General features: G+C 63.6%; 16 protein-coding genes. 5 read left to right on the plus strand and 11 right to left on the minus strand.

What is annotated here, in order from left to right:
* Positions 1 to 43: 43 nt before the first annotated feature.
* Genes HUI96_RS03365 through HUI96_RS03375 form a run of 3 tightly spaced genes read right to left on the minus strand, consistent with a single transcriptional unit; the run spans position 44 to position 2,164 of the window.
* Positions 44 to 718 carry a 3-oxoacid CoA-transferase subunit B gene (locus tag HUI96_RS03365; RefSeq protein ID WP_188253238.1) on the minus strand — a complete coding sequence of 225 codons (675 nt, stop codon included), beginning with the start codon at positions 716 to 718 and terminating at the stop codon, positions 44 to 46.
* A 4-nt stretch (positions 719 to 722) separates the two neighbouring features.
* Positions 723 to 1,370, minus strand: a complete 648-nt coding sequence (locus HUI96_RS03370) for a CoA transferase subunit A (RefSeq protein ID WP_188253239.1) — start codon at positions 1,368 to 1,370, stop codon at positions 723 to 725.
* 11 nt (positions 1,371 to 1,381) lie between these two features.
* Positions 1,382 to 2,164 (minus strand): 3-hydroxybutyrate dehydrogenase, encoded by a 783-nt coding sequence (locus HUI96_RS03375; RefSeq protein WP_188253693.1) that lies wholly within the window; start codon positions 2,162 to 2,164, stop codon positions 1,382 to 1,384.
* Between the two features lie 681 nt (positions 2,165 to 2,845).
* Between HUI96_RS03375 and glnA the strand changes: the two genes are divergently transcribed.
* A complete protein-coding gene (gene glnA, locus HUI96_RS03380) occupies positions 2,846 to 4,267 on the plus strand; it encodes a type I glutamate--ammonia ligase (RefSeq protein WP_188253240.1) in 1,422 nt (473 codons plus the stop codon).
* 324 nt (positions 4,268 to 4,591) lie between these two features.
* Here the strand turns inward: glnA and HUI96_RS03385 are convergent, their stop codons facing one another.
* The 6 genes from HUI96_RS03385 to HUI96_RS03410 form a co-directional block, all read right to left on the minus strand.
* Positions 4,592 to 5,065 carry an aminoacyl-tRNA deacylase gene (locus HUI96_RS03385; RefSeq protein ID WP_188253241.1) on the minus strand — a complete coding sequence of 158 codons (474 nt, stop codon included), beginning with the start codon at positions 5,063 to 5,065 and terminating at the stop codon, positions 4,592 to 4,594.
* A gap of 142 nt (positions 5,066 to 5,207) precedes the next feature.
* Positions 5,208 to 5,588, minus strand: coding sequence for a cytochrome C oxidase subunit IV family protein (locus HUI96_RS03390; protein ID WP_188253242.1), 381 nt, complete (start codon positions 5,586 to 5,588; stop codon positions 5,208 to 5,210).
* A gap of 9 nt (positions 5,589 to 5,597) precedes the next feature.
* Positions 5,598 to 6,320, minus strand: a complete 723-nt coding sequence (locus HUI96_RS03395; RefSeq protein WP_188253243.1) for a heme-copper oxidase subunit III family protein — start codon at positions 6,318 to 6,320, stop codon at positions 5,598 to 5,600.
* Positions 6,321 to 6,332: 12 nt separating this feature from the next.
* Complete coding sequence (locus HUI96_RS03400) at positions 6,333 to 7,034, minus strand: cytochrome c oxidase subunit 3 (protein WP_188253244.1); 702 nt, start codon at positions 7,032 to 7,034, stop codon at positions 6,333 to 6,335.
* Positions 7,031 to 8,806, minus strand: a complete 1,776-nt coding sequence (ctaD, locus tag HUI96_RS03405; protein ID WP_188253245.1) for a cytochrome c oxidase subunit I — start codon at positions 8,804 to 8,806, stop codon at positions 7,031 to 7,033. Before ctaD ends, HUI96_RS03400 begins: the two co-directional genes overlap by 4 nt.
* Before the next feature lie 87 nt (positions 8,807 to 8,893).
* Positions 8,894 to 9,721: a cytochrome c oxidase subunit II gene (locus HUI96_RS03410; protein WP_188253246.1), complete on the minus strand. Its 828-nt coding sequence runs from the start codon at positions 9,719 to 9,721 to the stop codon at positions 8,894 to 8,896.
* A gap of 479 nt (positions 9,722 to 10,200) precedes the next feature.
* Here HUI96_RS03410 and HUI96_RS03415 point away from each other — a divergent pair, with 479 nt between their 5' ends.
* The 4 genes from HUI96_RS03415 (at position 10,201) to HUI96_RS03430 (ending at position 15,003) form a co-directional block, all read left to right on the plus strand.
* Positions 10,201 to 11,673, plus strand: a complete 1,473-nt coding sequence (locus HUI96_RS03415) for an ABC transporter substrate-binding protein (RefSeq protein ID WP_237683947.1) — start codon at positions 10,201 to 10,203, stop codon at positions 11,671 to 11,673.
* Positions 11,674 to 11,739: 66 nt separating this feature from the next.
* Entirely contained in the window at positions 11,740 to 12,879 is a 1,140-nt protein-coding gene (locus HUI96_RS03420; protein ID WP_188253248.1) for a carbohydrate ABC transporter permease, read from the plus strand.
* A 17-nt stretch (positions 12,880 to 12,896) separates the two neighbouring features.
* Complete coding sequence (locus HUI96_RS03425) at positions 12,897 to 13,922, plus strand: carbohydrate ABC transporter permease (RefSeq protein ID WP_237683948.1); 1,026 nt, start codon at positions 12,897 to 12,899, stop codon at positions 13,920 to 13,922.
* A 4-nt stretch (positions 13,923 to 13,926) separates the two neighbouring features.
* Complete coding sequence (locus HUI96_RS03430; protein WP_188253250.1) at positions 13,927 to 15,003, plus strand: ABC transporter ATP-binding protein; 1,077 nt, start codon at positions 13,927 to 13,929, stop codon at positions 15,001 to 15,003.
* A gap of 418 nt (positions 15,004 to 15,421) precedes the next feature.
* Here HUI96_RS03430 and HUI96_RS03435 read toward each other — a convergent pair whose 3' ends face one another.
* Both HUI96_RS03435 and HUI96_RS03440 read right to left on the minus strand, forming a co-directional pair.
* A complete protein-coding gene (locus HUI96_RS03435) occupies positions 15,422 to 16,234 on the minus strand; it encodes an iron-sulfur cluster assembly protein (protein ID WP_188253251.1) in 813 nt (270 codons plus the stop codon).
* On the minus strand, positions 16,231 to 17,232 hold the full coding sequence (locus HUI96_RS03440) for an amidohydrolase family protein (RefSeq protein WP_188253252.1): 1,002 nt from the start codon (positions 17,230 to 17,232) through the stop codon (positions 16,231 to 16,233). Before HUI96_RS03440 ends, HUI96_RS03435 begins: the two co-directional genes overlap by 4 nt.
* Positions 17,233 to 17,334 lie beyond the last annotated feature (102 nt).

Here is a 17,334-nt window from a genome sequence, read left to right on the forward strand (position 1 = left end):
AGCATCAAGTTGAGTGACGTGGAGCTCGGAGCGGCAAGGATCCTCAGGCGCTTTCATAGCTTGTCGAGGCTCCGCCCCCCTCCTTCACATTCGAAGGGATCACCAGCTCGGCCTCGGTCGCGGCAATCACCTGATCGACGGTCACTCCATCTGCCGTCTCGAGCAATGTCGCCCGTCCCTCCGGAAAACCGATCACCGCAAGCTCGGTAACGACCAGATCAACGGGGCGATCCGAGGTGAGCGGCAGCGAACACTCCCGGACGATCTTCGAGCGCCCCTTGGCCGCATGCTGCATGGCGACGATGACGCGTCTAGCGCCGGTCACGAGATCCATCGCGCCACCCATGCCCGGAACCATCTTGCCCGGGATCATCCAGTTCGCCAGCCGCCCATTCTGGTCGACCTGGAGCCCGCCGAGAACCGTGAGGTCGAGATGGCCGCCTCGAATCAGGCCGAACGAAATCGCGCTGTCGAAGGCGCATGCGCCTGGCAGTGCGGTGACGGGCTTGCCACCGGCATCGGTGAGCCACGCCAGCGCCATGCCGGGCTCGGGTACCGGTCCGGTGCCGATCAGGCCGTTCTCCGACTGGAAGAAGACATGGATGCCTTCAGGAACGAAGTTCGCGACAAGTGTGGGAATGCCGATGCCAAGGTTCACCAGCATGCCGTCGCGGAGCTCGCGGGCGATGCGCCTGGCAATAAGAGTCTGGGCGTCCATGGCTCTACCCTTTCGTGACGAGGTAATCGACGAGCGGCGCCGGCGTCACGACGTGATCCGGCGCGATGAGCCCGACCGGGACTATGTTCTCCGTCTGGACCAGCACCGTTTCCGCGGCCATCGCCATCAGCGGATTGAAATTGCGCGCCGTCAGCACGTAGCTGAGATTGCCCAGGTAATCGGCGATGAAAGCGTGCACGAGCGCGAAGTCGGCGCGAAGCGCGGTCTCGAGCAGGTAGTCGCGCCCGTCCACCTCGATCCTGCGCTTGCCCTCCTCGACCACGGTGCCCACGCCGGTGGGCGTGAGTATGCCACCGAGCCCGGAGCCGCCCGCCCGGATGCGCTCGGTGAGCGTCCCCTGCGGGACGAGATCGACCTTCAGCTCCCCGGCGATCATCTGCTGCTGCGTTTCCGGGTTCAGTCCGATGTGGCTGACGATCAGGTGCCGGACCAGCCTGGCGGATATGAGCTTGCCGATCCCGATGCCGGGAGATGCGGTGTCATTGGCAATGACAGTCAGATCGCTTTTTTGCTGCCGCACGAGTTCATCGATCAGCGGCTCGGGCGTGCCCACGCCCATGAAGCCGCCGATCATCAGGCTCGACCCGGCGGGGATCATTGCGACGGCGTTCGTGAGAGAAATTGTCTTCATCGCTCGTCTCCTCACTGAGCGGTCCAGCCGCCGTCGACCGGTATCGCCGTGCCGCGTATTTGCGCCGCGGCATCAGAGCAGAGGAATACGGCCAGCGCGCCGATCTGTGCTGGGGTCGCGAACTCGAGAGATGGCTGCTTCTCGCCAAGCAGTTCCTCAGTCGCCGCCGCCCTGCTCAGGCCTTGCCGATTGGCGATATCGTCGATCTGCTTCTCGACCAGGGGGGTCAGGACCCAGCCCGGGCAGATCGCATTGCAGGTCACCGGGGTTGTGGCGGTCTCGAGCGCAACGACCTTGGTGAGCCCAAGCAGTCCATGCTTGGCCGCGACGTAAGCCGCCTTGTGCACCGACGCGACGAGCCCATGTGCGGACGCGATATTGATGATGCGCCCCCACCCGCGTCTTTTCATCTGCGGCAGGACCGCCCGGATCGCCCAGAAGGCGGCGGAGAGATTGATGGCGAGGATCGCGTCCCAGCGGTCGAGCGGGAACTCCTCAACCGGCGCGGTGTATTGGATGCCGGCATTGTTGACGAGGATGTCGACGCTTCCGAGTTCTCGCGTCGCCTGCGCGATCATCGCGTCTACTTCGGCCTGCTTCGACATATCGGCCGCGCTGTAGGAGACGCGTACTCCATGGGTCTCGGCCAGAGATGTGCGGAGCTTGTCGATTTCGGCAGCATCGCCGAACCCGTTCAGCATCACGTCGGCGCCGTGAGTAGCGAGCGCCTCGGCGATGCCGAGACCAATGCCGCTGGTCGATCCGGTCACTATGGCGCATCTGCCCTTCAGCATGCCGGACGATGACAGCGGGGCAGCCATGCTGGAAGCGGAGATGCTCATGCACCTTCTCCTTCAGGATGAGCAAAACAGCCCTCTCGGAGATGATGTATGCCGCCGACCTATTCGCCAGTTTCTGCCGCCTGGCCTGTCGATTGCCGAGCCGATGTCTTTCGTCTCGGGGGCGGTACCAGCTGTAAACCCCAGCCTTGCGCCCGAAATGCTAGGTCATGATCAAACTATGTTACGTTGCCGCAGGCTTGTCCAGCACGTCCAGCGAGCATGAGGGCTTGTTCTGGGAGCCGTAGCGATACTGGCGGGGAGGATGTAGTATTGAAATGATCATGCATCGTGAGGTTTAAGCTGGCCACATGATGCGAGGTCTGCTCGCCCGGGAGGGTGAGACCATGACCGTTGCTTCTACATCCTGGTTCCATGTCGGGCCGACAATACGCCGAGCGCGGTCTGGTCGGCCACTGGGCGACCGAACCTGGATCCCGGATACCGGCTCAATCCATCTTCCTCGCGGCCTCTGGCCGTCTAACAGGTGCTGCGCGCCGTCGACGGCATCGCAGGCACGCTTTGGTGCGAACTCCGCGAACGAGCTATCCGGCCGGGAACGACGAACCGGGGCGAGCCGGCTCCCGAGAAATGCGGAACGGGTTCAAGCGACCGACACATAGAAAGGAAGCGCAGATGGCCTACACCTTTGCCAATCCGGACGATGTGCTCAAGGCGATCAAGGACGACAAGATCGAGATGATCGATCTGCGGTTCGTGGACCTTCCCGGCACCTGGCAGCATTTTTCCGTCCCGCCGCAGGCCATCGCAGCCGACAGCTTCAGCGACGGCGTCGGGTTCGACGGTTCCTCCATCCGCGGTTTTCAGGAGATCCAGGAAAGCGACATGCTCGTCGTGCCCGACCCGGCCACGGCGTTTCTCGATCCGTTCACCGAGGCGCCCACACTCGTCCTCATCTGCAACATAATGGACCCGATTACCGGTCAGCCCTACAGCCGCGATGCCCGCCACATCGCCCAGAAGGCGGAGACGCATCTCAGGGCCTCGGGGATCGGCGATGTCGCCTATTTCGGCCCCGAGCTCGAATTCTTCGTCTTCGACGAGGTCCACTACGACCAGGGCACCAACTACGCCTATTTCGACATCGAGGCAGCCGAGGCCAACTGGAGCGGGCGGGGCGGATCCGGCCTCGGGCACAAGCTGCGTCCCAAGGAGGGGTATTTCCCCGTGCCACCGGCAGACACCTTGCAGGACGCCCGAACCGAGATGGTCACCCTCCTAGAGCAGATCGGGATTCCGGTGGAGGCGCATCACCACGAGGTTGCGACGGGCGGCCAGGGCGAGATCGACATGCGTTTTGCGCCGCTGACGCGCATGGCCGACGATGTGATGATCTACAAATACGTGGTGAAGAACGTCGCGCGCCGCCGCGGCATGACGGCCACCTTCATGCCGAAGCCGCTGTTCGGCGACAACGGCTCGGGCATGCACGTCCACCAGAGCATCTGGCAGAGCGATCGCCCGCTCTTCGCCGGCGACGGCTATGCGGGCTCGAGCGAAGCGATGCGCTACTACATCGGCGGGCTGCTGAAGCACGCGCCGGCGCTGCTCGGCATCTGCGCACCGACCGTCAACTCCTACCGACGGCTCGTGCCCGGCTTCGAGGCGCCGGTCAATCTGGGCTACTCGCGGCGCAACCGCTCAGCGGCCGTCCGGATCCCCATGTACTCGCCCGATCCAAAATCGAAGCGCGTGGAATTCCGCTGCCCTGATCCCTCCTGCAACCCCTACCTGGCCTTCGCGGCGATGTTGATGGCCGGGCTGGACGGCATCCGCAGCCATCTCGATCCGGGAGAGCCAATCGACAAGAACCTTTACGACCTGCCGCCGGTGCAGCGTGCGCAGATCCCGTCGACGCCGGGCTCGCTCGAGGAGGCTCTGAATGCGCTGGAGTCGGACGGCAAATTCCTCGGCATCGACGAGGTGTTCACGCACGACGTCCTCGAGACCTACTTGAGCTACAAGCGTGTGCACGAGATTGAAGAGATCCGCATACGGCCGCATCCTTACGAGTTCGTGCTCTACTATGATGCCTAGAGCCTCGAGCTTCAGGTGCGTCCTTCGAGGCTCGCCCACGTAAGCAGGCAAAACACCGGAAGCACCGTGCGGGCGAGCACCTCAGGATGAGGACGCCGTACCTGCAAATGCCACCTGCAAAGGCGGCGCAGATTATCGCCGCCTGCTGCTGCGCACAGACTTCTGCGATTGGCGCCGCAACACCTACGGTCCTCATCCTGAGGTGCGAGCCCGCAGGGAGTCGGAAGGGAGGAATTGACCTCGGCGGGCGAGCCTCGAAGGACGCACCTGAACCAAGCGGGCGCAGATCCCCCTTCGCGCCGGCGGTGAAAATGCTGCGACCGGTCAGAACGCCGGGTGGCTGATGCGGGCGCGGACCGCGTCCTTGGTCAGGTCCCGGAAGGCGTTTCCGCTGACATGCACCAGCGTTTTGTGGTCGCCGCCTTCGAAATAAATCTCCGCGGCGTCGCCCAGGCTTTCCTCGAGGACCACCGGCACGTTGTAGGCAGCTCCGATCGGCGGAATGGCGCCGACATCGCAGTCGTCGAACAGCACGGCGGTCTCGTCTTCCGTGGCAAGACCGAGCCGTTTGTCCATGACCGCCTGCAAGGTGCCGAGTTCGACCCGATACGTGCTTGGGACGACAGCCAGCGCGTAGCCGAGTTCGTGGTGGACGAGTACCGACTTGGCCATATTGCTGCCCGGCACATGCGCGGCGACGGCGGACTGCCTGCTGGTGGCTGTGCGGTGGTGCGGAACGGTTTCGTAGGAAACCCCTTCGCCCTCGATATAGGTCTTGAGTTTGGGTGCGATCGTCATCTGAGGCGTCCCTTCTGCACATGGTGGGTGACGCATAACGAGACCGCGATTCTCGCCCCGACGGTTACGGTGTCAACCGAAATGGCGCGCCCGGCCAGTCCTACCAAGCGAAGATAGCACTGGCCGAGCCCCGTGGGACAACTCACGAGCCGGCGAAGAAAGTCAGCCGGGTCCAGAGCGTATGGTCGGACTCCAGCACCATGATCGCCACGAAGACGAGCACCAGCACCGGCGGCACGATGATCGCATAGGCGAGCGCGAGCCGCTCCCAGGCCATGTGCATGAAGACGGCGACGATCAGGCCGGCCTTCAGCATCATGAAGGCTATGATCAGCGACCAGCGGAGATATCCCTGCAGGCCGAAATAGTCGACCAGATAGGAGCCGGTGCTGAGGACGAACAGCCATCCCCAAACAACTAGGTACAGCTTGATCGGCTGCGCCTGGTGGGTGTCCGCCGGCACCGCCAGCGCGGCCCGTGCATCTGGCGAGTGCCCGTGATCCTGTAGGACTGCTTCAGCCATATCTGCCTCTCACCAAAGATAGAAGAAGGCGAAGATGAACACCCAGACGAGATCGACGAAGTGCCAGTAGAGTCCCATGATCTCGACATTCTCGTAGCTGCCCCTTCGGCTGGTGAAGAAGCCGCGCCGTCCGACGTCATAGTCGCCGCGCAAGACCTTGCGCGCGATGATGATCAGGAAAATCACGCCGATCGTGACATGGGTGCCGTGGAAGCCGGTGATCATGAAGAAGGACGAGCCGAACTGCTCCGCGCCCCAGGGATTGCCCCAGGGCCGCACGCCCTCCCGGATCAGCTTGGTCCACTCGAAGGCCTGCATGCCCACGAAGGTCGCGCCGAGGACGGCGGTGAGCAGCATCAGGATGGCGGTCTTCCTGCGGGCGTGCCGGTAGCCGAAATTCACCGCCATCGCCATGGTGCCGCTCGAGGAGATCAGCACGAAGGTCATGATGGCGATGAGGATCAGCGGGATGTCGGAGCCGCCGATTTGCAGCGCGAAGACCTCGCTCGGATTGGGCCAGGGCACGGTCGTCGACATGCGTGCCGTCATGTAGGATAGGAGGAAGCAGCCGAAGATGAAGGTGTCGCTGAGCAGGAAGATCCACATCATGGCCTTCCCCCACGACACGTTCTTGAAGGCGCGCTGGTCGGACGACCAGTCGGCGGCTATGCCGCGCCAGCCTTGGGGCCGGGCCTGCGCCATGTGCGTGTTCGTGAGCGTCGTCTCGGCCATGCGGTTGATCCTTCAGTTCAAGAGCCCTCGGCAGATCTCCAGGAAATCACCCGCCCAGCCCGCAAGCAGCACGAGGAGGCCGAGCCACACGAGGAGCAGGAAGTGCCAGTACATGGCGCAGAGCTCCACGCCGAGGCGGACCCGTTCCGTCTTCGGCTCCTCCCAGGCCCGGATGGTCGTCCTGCCCAGTCCGAACAGGCCGCCGAGAATGTGCAGCCCGTGCATGCCGGTGAGCAGGTAGAAGAAGCTGTTGGCCGGGTTCGTGCTGAGGAAGAAGCCAGCGGCCACGAGTTCGCGGCACACCACCACCTGTCCGAACAGGAAGGCTAGGGCAGTCAACCCGCCGGTGACGAGCGCGAGGCGAACCGTCTCCATGCTGCCTTTGCGCGCCGCGAGCACCGCAAAATGGAGCGCGATGCTGCTGAGCGCCAGCAGGCCCGTGTTGAGCCACAGAAGTTGCGGCAGCGGCAGCGCCTGCCAGTCCGGCAGTTGCATGCGCATCACATAGGCGCTGGTCAGCAGCGCGAAGAGGCAGCCGACGACGGCGAGGAAGACGGCCAGGCCGATCTTGGCCGACGGCAGGCTGGTGCCGGTGTCGAAGGACGGGCCGATCACTCCCTCTTCCAGCCATGGCTTCGACATCAGCCGCTGCTGCGACAGCCACCAGCCGGCGATGCCGGCGATCACGGTAAGGAAGATGACGATGACGCTCATGCCATCCCCATCGCCGTCCTGCCGGTGCCGGGGTCGTTCTGCGGAATGAAATCCTGCGGCGCGCCGGGCACGCTGTAGTCATAGGCCCAGCGATAGACGACCGGCAGTTCCTTGCCCCAGTTGCCGTGGCGCGGCGGCGTGTGCGGCGTCTGCCATTCCAGGCTCGTGGCGCGCCAGGGATTGCCGCCGGCTTCCTTGCCGTGGCGGATGCTCCAGATGAGATTGAACAGGAAGACCATCTGCGCAAAGCCCACGATCAGGGCCGCGATGGAGATGAAGGCGTTGAGCGTATGCACGGAGTCAGGGATGAAGGCGGTCTGGCCGAGCTCCGGATAGCGCCGCGGCACGCCGACCAGGCCGAGATAGTGCATTGGAAAGAAGATCGCGTAGGCGCCGAGGAAGGTTACCCAGAAGTGGAACTGGCCCATGGTCTGGTTGAGCATGCGGCCGGTGATCTTCGGATACCAGTGGTAGATCGCGCCGAACACCACGAGGATCGGCGCCACGCCCATCACCATGTGGAAATGCGCAACCACGAACATCGTGTCGGAGAGCGGCACGTCGACCACCACATTGCCCAGGAACAGCCCGGTGAGCCCGCCATTCACGAAGGTCACGATGAAGGCGAGCGCAAACAGCATCGGCAGCGTCAGGTGGATGTCGCCACGCCAGAGCGTCAGCACCCAGTTGTAGACCTTGATGGCGGTGGGAACGGCGATGATCAGCGTCGTCGTGGCGAAGAAGAAGCCGAAATAAGGGTTCATGCCGCTGACGTACATGTGGTGCGCCCAGACGACGAAACTAAGCGCGCCGATGCCGACGATGGCCCACACCATCATGCGGTAGCCAAAAATGTTCTTGCGCGCATGCGTGCTGATGAGGTCGGAGACGATGCCGAAGGCCGGCAGCGCGACGATGTAGACCTCCGGATGCCCGAAGAACCAGAACAGATGCTGAAAGAGCAGCGGGCTGCCGCCGCGATGCTGGAGCTGAGTGCCCATCTCGACCACCGCCGGCATGAAGAACGAGGTGCCGAGCAGGCGGTCGAACAGCATCATCACGCAGGCGACGAAGAGCGCGGGAAAGGCGAGCAGCGCCATCACGGTCGCGGTGAAGATACCCCACACCGTAAGCGGCAGGCGCATCAGCGTCATGCCGCGCGTGCGTCCCTGCAGCACGGTCACGACATAGTTCAGCCCACCCATGGTGAAGCCGATGATGAAGAGGATGAGGGAGGACAGCATCAGGATGATGCCCCAGTCCTGCCCGCCCGGCGTGCCGGAGAGGATCGCCTGTGGGGGGTAGAGCGTCCAGCCGGCGCCGGTCGGGCCGCCCGGCGCGAAGAAGCTCGTCACCAGCACCAGCACGGCGAGCAGATAGATCCAGTAGCTCAGCATGTTGACATAGGGGAAGACCATGTCCCTGGCCCCGACCATGAGCGGGATCAGGTAGTTGCCGAAGCCGCCCAGGAACAGCGCCGTGAGCAGATAGATCACCATGATCATGCCGTGCATGGTGATGAACTGGTAATAGGCTTCGGGCGTGATGAAGGAGAAAGCATCGGGGAAGCCCAGTTGCAGGCGCATCAGCCACGACAGCACCAGGGCGACCAGGCCGATCGCCAATGCGGTGCAAGCATACTGGATCGCGATGACCTTGGCGTCCTGCGCGAAAACGTAGGTCGTCCACCAACTCCTCGGATGGTAGAGTTCGACTTCCGGCACTTCGGCAGGCGGAATGGCGTCGACCGCGCGAGGTGTGATATCGACCATTCCTTCACCTCCTCCTCATTCCGATAGGACCGAAGCGGCTCGGTCCCTGTCATGTGAATGCCCAGCGCTTGGCCGCCGTCTCCCTCTTCAGGGCTTGATCTGGTCGGCTGCGCTGGCCTGGTTCTGCGCCGTCATCTGCGCGAAGGTCGGCTGCCCCTGCAGCCATGCCTGATAGTTATCCGGCGTATCGACGATCACCGTGCCGCGCATGACATTGTGACCGACACCGCAAAGCTCCGCGCAGAGGACCTCGAAGGTTCCGGTTTGCGTGGGCGTAAACCAGAAATAGGTGACGCTGCCCGGCACCAGATCCATCTTGGCGCGGAACTCGGGCACGTAAAAATCGTGCAGGACATCGATGGAGCGCAGAAGCACCTTGACCGGCTTGCCTTCCGGCAGATGCAGATCCCCGCCCTGGATGACGACATCATCCGCGCCGGCGGGGTCGTCTGGGTTCACGCCGAGCGGATTTTCGGGAGTGACCTTGCGGTTGTCGGAGGTGCCGAGGCGACCATCGGCTCCCGGCAGCCGGAAGCTCCACTGCCACTGCTGGCCGACCACCTCGATCTCGGTCGCATCGGCCGGAACCGAGATGAAGCGGTGCCAGACGAAGAGGCCGGGGGTCAGCATGGCCGCCACCCCGATGGCCGTCACGATGGTGAGCCAGCCTTCGAGCCGCCTGCTTTCCGGCTCGTAGGCCGCCTGCTGGCCTTCCCGATGACGGAAGCGGAAGACGCAATAGGCCATGAACAGGATCACCGCAGCGAAGACGAAGCCGGTGATCCAGAAGGTGATGACGAGCGTGTCGTCGATATAGCCCCAGTTCGAAGCAATCGGCGTCCACCACCAGGGGCTTAGCAGGTGGAACAGGATCGAGCCGACTACGATCAGCACCAGGACGAGCGCTACTGCCATACCGTCCCTCCCGGTATATCAAGGCAGTTCGTTGGGCATTTTGACCGCGCCTCGGCGGACAGCAGCTTCGTGCGTGCCAGATGTTGCGAATGTCGATGGGGAGGCGGCGCAAACCTAGGTCTCACCGACAGGCCGCACTCTCCGCGGGGCGGCTTCCGATCTGGAAAAGTCGCCCGAAAGGCTGCTGCGCGGCCAGTGTTCCAATCCGCGCAAGCTATGGACGCCTTGCCGGCGGCCCGCATGTTTGATCTCGCGGCGAAAACGCGAGCAGTCTGTCACAGAAGCGGAACCCTATCAAGCGAAGCGAAAGGTGGTCAGCCCTTAGCCCTTCCCTTGCGGCATAGGCGCTGGACTCGCCGTGCGATGCCGATATTGTAAGCCGCAAAGAGCGGTGCCGTCCCTTGGGGCGCAGCAACCGACAGCAGGTACCGGCGGGCCTGATTGCCAGGAAGACGTGCGGTCACATGGGAGGAAGATCGATGCGAGTTGGAGCCTTTGTGGCCGGAGTATCGGCCTTATGCGTAGTGGCAAGCGCACCTGCGCTTGCCCAGGACAAGCCGTTCGCCGGCGTGACGGTGAACCTGATCACGCAGACCGGCGCGATCCAAGAGCCGCTGCAGCGGCGCGCGCCTGATTTCGAGGCCAAGACCGGCGCCAAGATCAACGTCATCGCCGTGCCGTTCTCGGATCTCTACCAGAAGATCCTCACCGACTGGGCGAGCGGCACCAACTCGGTCGATGCCGCCGTCTACGCGCCGCAATGGATGGTGGACTATATCGCCGGCGGCTACCTCGAGGATCTCACACCGCGCATCGAGGCCGACAAGGACATTCAGGAGGACGATGTCGGCGCCTTCTTCCGCGACTTCTCCCAGAAGTACAACGGCAAGGCCTACATGATCACCCTCGATGGTGATTTCCACATGATGTACTACCGCAAGGACGTGCTCGACGCCGCCGGACAGAAGGTGCCGACGACCTGGGACGAGTACCTCGCGGTCGCGAAGGCCGTGCACGGCCAGGACATGAACGGCGACGGCAATCCGGACTTCGGCTCCTGCATCGCCAAGAAGCGCAACGCACAGAGCTACTGGTTTGTCACCGACGTGGTCGGCTCGATGACGCAGTCGAAGGGCACCAGCCAGGGCACCTTCTTCAACGCCGCGGACATGACGCCGCTGGTCAACAACGACGCCTTCCGCAAGGCGCTCGACTTCCTCTCGGAGTCGACGAAGTACGGGCCGCCGGACGAACTCAACCTCGACGTCTCCGACACGCGACCGCTGTTCGCGTCGGGCCGCTGCGCGCTCAACCTCGACTGGGGCGACGTCGGCACCATCTCCATCGATCCCAAGCAGTCCAAGGTGCAGGGCAAGTGGGGCGCGGCGATCATGCCGGGCTCGAAGGAAGTGCTGAACTGGGAGACCGGCAAGCTCGAAGCCTGCAGCGCGGACAACTGCCCGCACGCCATCGACGGCGTGAACCATGCTCCGTTCGCCGCATTCGGCGGCTGGGGCGGCGGCATCAACGCGGCGGCCGACGCCAAGGTGAAGGACGCAGCCTTTGCCTTCTTCTCCTACATGACCCAGCCGGCGCAGTCGAACAGCGACGTGACGATCGGCGGCACCGGCTTCAACCCGTACCGTACGTCACAGCTCAGCTATAGCGACCTTTGGAAGCACGCCGGCATGACCGAAGAGGAAGCCAAGGTCTATCTCGGCGCCATCAACGCCAGTATGTCGAGCCCAAACATGATCCTCGACCTGCGCATCCCGCAGAACCAGAAGTACCAGCAGGTGGTGCTCGACGAGGCGGTTTCGCGCTTTCTCGCCGGCGAGATCGACAAGGAAGCCACCGTCAAAGCCGTCGAGGACGGCTGGAACGAGTTGAACGACGAGATCGGCAAGGACGAACAGCTCAAGTTCTACAAGGCGACGATTGGCGCAAAATAAGCTTCCGAGGCGAGGACCCGGCGCCGAAGGCCGTGCCGGGTCCGTCCATTGGCGCGTAGGCTGCCGATGACCGCAACCGCCATTCCCGTGACCGGAGCCGCACCCCGGCGGAGTTGGGCCGAGTGGCTCGATCGCCAGTCGGGGCGCATCATGGTGATGCCGGCCGTGATCGTGCTGCTCTGCTTCGCGATCTTTCCGCTGATCATCTCGGCCTACCTGTCCCTGTCGCGCTTCGCGCTGGCGCCTGGCGGATTCACGCTGCGTTTCATCGGGCTTGCCAACTTTCGCAAGCTTCTGACCGGATCGCAGCAGTACCACTTGCTCGGCAAGTTCGGTGCTATCGGTGCGCTGCAGTGGACGATCATGGCGATCGTTACAGGCGGACTGCTTTTCCTGCTTGCGCGCTATTTCTTGCGCGGTCGGGCCACAGTGGTGGGCACGTTCGGCCGGCTGATCGCCACGCTGGTGGCGTTCTCGCTGGCGCTGGTGACCGTCGCCACCTTCGCCCAAGGCGGCGTGCCCGGCACCATCGTCAACACGCTGCTCTACGTGGTGATCGGCGTTGCCGTGCAGTTCGGACTCGGTCTCGGCCTGGCGCTGCTCTGCGGCCAGCCGATCCGCGGCCGCAATTTCTTCCGTGTGCTCTTCTTCATCCCACTGATGGTGACGCCCGTCGGCATTGCCTACACCTTCCGCATGCTGGCCGACATGCAGAAGGGGCCGTTCGCGCCGCTGCTGCAGGCCTTCGGCGTCAGTGAATGGTCGTGGGCGACCGAGGCCTGGTCGGCGCGCCTGATGGTGCTGGTGGGCGACACCTGGCAGTGGACGCCGTTCATGTTCATCGTGCTGCTCGCGGCCATCGAGAACCAGCCGCGCGACCAAGTCGAGGCGGCGCGCCTCGACGGCGCCAACGGCTTTCAGATTTTCCGCGATATCACCTGGCCTGCGATCGCGCCGGTGGCCGCGACCGTGGTGCTCATCCGGCTTATCGAGGCGTTCAAGATCATTGACCTGCCAAACGTGCTCACCGGCGGCGGCCCGGGCCTGGCGACGGAGTCGATGACGCTACACTCCTTCATCGCCTGGCGAACGCAGGATCTCGGCGGTTCGGCGGCGGTCGGCTACATGCTGCTCTTCATCTCGACGGTGGTGTGCGTGTCCTTCTTCAACTTCGTGGTCCGGCCGGCGCGCCGGTTCGAGACATGAGCGGGGAGGGGCGGTCGATGATGCGCCGGCTGTTCGAGCCGGCAACGGTGGAGGAGCAGGCGCCGGCGGGCAAGGTCGTCACCTATGCGCTGCTCGCCCTCTGGTCGCTCGTGGTTCTGGTGCCGCTCTACTGGGTGCTGATCACCTCGTTCAAGGGACCGGGCGAGGTCGATAACGGACCGTTCTACATCCCCTTCGTCGACTTCACGCCGTCGCTCGAAGCGTGGGACTTCATGCTGCTGCAGAACTACACGCTGGGGCCGTACCTCAACTCGGTTGTGGTGGCGCTCGCCAGCACGCTGCTTGCAGTGCTGATCGGATCGCTGGCGGCCTACGCGCTGGTGCGTATCCGCTTCCAGGCGAAGCTCGCCGGCGTCGCCGTGTTCCTCATCCTGCTGGTGGCGGTGATCATCGCAGTGGCGACCTTCGGCGTGCAGTGGGAAGTCGCCGTCGCGGTCGCCGGGGCGCTGTTCCTGATCTCGCTGCTGACCTTCGTCGGCCGCACCCGGCTGGCGCTCGGCAACAGCGACGTCGAGTTCTGGATCATCTCCAACCGCATCATGCCGCCGATCGTCGCCGTGCTGCCGATCTACGTGATGTTCCAGCAACTGAGATTGCTCGATACGCAGGTGGCGCTCATCGCCACCTACACGGCCGTCAACCTCCCGATCGTCGTGTGGCTGACGCGCGACTTCTTCGCCGGTATCCCGCTCGACCTGGAGGAGAGCGCGGAGATCGACGGCGCCTCGAAATTCCGCGTCTTCTTCACCATCGCGCTGCCGCTGGTGCGCTCCGGCCTGGTCGCCACCTTCCTGCTGGTTCTGATCCTTGCCTGGAACGAGTACCTGCTGGCGCTCTTCCTCTCCAACGCCAAGGCGCAGACCATGCCGGTGCTGGTGTCGGCGCAGAACACCACGCGCGGCCCGCAGTGGTGGAACATGTCGGTGCTGATCGTGGTGATGATCGCACCCGTCGTGGTCATCGCCAGCGTGCTGCAGAAGCACATCGCGCGCGGCCTCCTGGTCGGTGCAGTCAAGGGGTAGCGCGATGCGGGTGACGCTTTCTCAGATCCACAAGTCGTTCGGCGCGGTGCAGGTGGTGAAGGGACTGGACCTGACCATCCAGGACGGCGAGTTCCTGGTGCTGCTCGGGCCGTCCGGCTGCGGCAAGACCACGGCGCTGCGCATGGTGGCCGGACTGGAGTCGGTGACCTCCGGTCGCATCCTGATCGGCGAGCGCGACGTCACCAACGTGCTGCCGAAATACCGGGACGTCGCGATGGTGTTCCAGTCCTACGCGCTCTATCCGCACATGACGGTCGCCGAGAACATCGCCTATCCGCTGAAGCTGCGGAAGGTCCCGCCGGCCGAGCGCGACGCCGCCGTGCGCGGCGCGGCCGCCAAGGTGCATCTCGAGGAATTTTTGGACCGCTATCCGCGCCAGCTATCCGGCGGCCAGCGGCAGCGCGTCGCGCTTGCCCGCGCCATGGTCCGGCGGCCGAGTGTCTTCCTGATGGACGAGCCGCTGTCCAACCTCGACGCCAAGCTGCGCGGCCACATGCGCTCCGAGCTGAAACGGCTGCAGGCGGAGCTTGGCGTGACGACGATCTACGTCACACACGACCAGGTCGAGGCGATGACGCTGGCGCACCGCGTGGCGATCATGAACAAGGGCGTCGTCCAGCAGATCGCCACCCCGCGCGAGATCTACGAGGACCCGGCGAACCTGTTCGTAGCCGGCTTCATCGGCTCGCCACCGATGAATTTTTTGCAGGGCAGTCTTTCGGGCGGGACGTTCGCCTTTGGCGAGGGGCGCTTTGCGGTGGGCGTCGAGGGGGACAGGCGAAACGTCACGGCGGGCATCCGGCCGGAGGACTGCACCGTAACTAGCCCCTCGAACGGCAGGATCTCGGCAAGAGTCTATTCGATCGAACTGATGGGCGATCATACGCTGGTGACCTGCCAGATCGGGCAGGAGTACCTGACCGTAAAGGCCGACAAGCTGGCGCAATACGCGATGGACGAGCCGATCGGCATCACCTTCAAGGATGCCGCCGTGTTTCTGTTCGACAGCGAAAGTGGGGAGCGGATCAGAAGCCGGGCGAGAGTGGACGCAATGGCGTGAGGGCGTGGAAGGTCCGCATTACGGCGCAACGCTTACGAATCCCTCTCCCCATCTGCGTTTCGGCGGGTATGAATGCGAAATCTCCTCGCAAGGCTTTTGGCTTCGCCACCTCCGAGGCATGGATTCCCGACACTCTCCGCGTCGCTGCGCTCGCTCACGAGGTCGGGAATGACGCACTTCATTTTCCTTCTCCGCCAATCTCCAACGTTGGCGATTAGCGAACTTACAGACGAACGCCGTCATTCCCGACCTCGTGAACGAGCGAAGCGGGTGGAGAGTGTCGGGAATCCATGCCTCGGACTCGAAACCGCAAAGCCGAGGGAGAAATAGGCGTCGACCGTATGCACCTAACCCATCATTCGCGGGGAGGGGTAAGGGTGAGGGGCAGTTTGATAAGCTCAGCAGTCGGGGATGCCAATCAGGTGCTCCCAGTCTTGCTACTTGGCCCGCCAACTGAGTTTCCAACATGCGCCGCCCCGCAACCCGACCCACTGCGCCGCGCTTCCATAAGAATGCGGCACATCTCGCCATTCGCACTGGCGCTGTTCGTAAGCCTTCGTGTCTGGCGAAGATGACTGACGAGGTCGCCGGCGGTGATCGGCCTTCCCTCGAGGTTCACGACGATGCGGGCGTCGGGCTGGGGCGGGAAATCCAGCATCTCCCATTTTTGGCGGTAGGCCGACCACGCTGCGGCAAGCTCATCATCGCCCGTGACCCTGCCGGCGACCTGCGCCGCGGTCGCGTAAGCGATGATTTCGTCGCTCCAGCCCCTTCGTCGCAGGAGCGAGACCAAGGCGCTCTGCCGCATGAGGAATGCCTTGCGGTCGAAGGTACGTCTGAGCTCGTCAAGGTTGCGCGTCGCCTGGCCGGGAAACGCTTCGGAAAACGACAGGCCTTCGCCGATGGCGCGGTTGATCTCGTCGGCCGCGAAGTGGTCGACCAGCCGTAGCCGGAACTCTTTCACCCAAGGCAGCGCCACCACGGCCCGGCGCATCTCGCCCGCCATGAGATAGACGAAGTTGGCCGGACACCAGAAGGTCGGCAGGCGGAAGGAGACGGTAACGAGGTCGCCGGTAACGTCAACGTCGACGATGAATTGCAGCGCCTCAACCGTCTCATCGATCTCCGGGTCCCGAACGGTGGCAATCGCCGCCCGCACCTGGGCGATCCGGGAGGCCGCCTCGGCCGACGAGGCGTGTTGCGTTTGTGTGACGGCTGGCACGCTGGTCATTGCACCGCCGACGCCTGGAACCTGGAGGGCACCGCCACGCCGTAAAGTTTCGCGGCGTTGAGGCCAAGAATCTTGCGCTTCACCTCCAGCGTGAGCGGCGTGCCGGCTTCCTGCGCGGTCTCCTCGTCGAACTCGAATTCCATGAATTTCTCGATGATCCATTGCGGGCTGGTGATCGCGTAATCCGAGCCAAAGAGCAGCCTGTCGGGGCCGACGAAGAACAGGAGGTCGCTCATCATGTTGGCGAAATATTTTGGGCGCGCGTGGATGTAGGAGGCGACGAGCGCCAGGCCGCCATAGACGTTCGGCTCCTGGCCGGCGATGAAGCAGAAATCGTCGATGCGTGGCAGTCCGCAGTGGTCGACGATGAAGTTGAGGTCCGGGAAACTGGTCGCGATGTAGTCGATGTCGCGCACGTCGAAGGCGTCATAGTCAAGCGGGTGCGTCGTGGGACCCTTGTGGATATGGATGTTGCGGATGCCGAGTTTTCGGCATTTCTCCAGATACGGCGCGACGAACGGGTCCTTCAGGGAATAGCCGCGCGAGACGCCGTTCCATTCCGCCGTGTAGAGTTTTACGCCGTTGAACCGGAATTTTTCGAAATCCTCTTCGAGCTTGTCCAGGCCCATCTGGCCGTCCCGCGGATCGAAGCGTCCGTTGAGGATGACCTTGTCCGGGAAGAGATCCTTCAGCGTCGAGCAGAGTTCCGTCGTGTTGAAGCCGTTCACGTAGAAGTCGCGGAGATAGACCGGCAGCATGACGGCTAAATCGCAATAGCCATCCTCGAACAGGTCCGTTGCCGCGCCCTGCGCGCCATAATAGTCGAACCGCTCGCGATCCCAGCGCCGGTTCGCCGGCGTGAGGCCGACATGCGCGCCGTAGAACGTGTCGATGAAGGTCTGGCCGTAGTGGTTGCGCCGGTTCTGGGGCCGAGCGTCCCAGACGTGGGCATGGGAGTCGATGACGAAGATCTCGTCGCCAGCTTCCGTGACGTACATCGCCGCCCTCTCGCCAGTGGACTTCGCCCGCAGCCGGACAAGAGGCAACGGAACGAAGCGGCTAAGACAAGGCATGGTCAGCCAAGAATTGATCGCTGTCCA

It is taken from the genome of Pseudaminobacter soli (ex Zhang et al. 2022), assembly GCF_014595955.1.
GTDB classification, from domain to species: domain Bacteria; phylum Pseudomonadota; class Alphaproteobacteria; order Rhizobiales; family Rhizobiaceae; genus Kumtagia; species Kumtagia pseudosoli.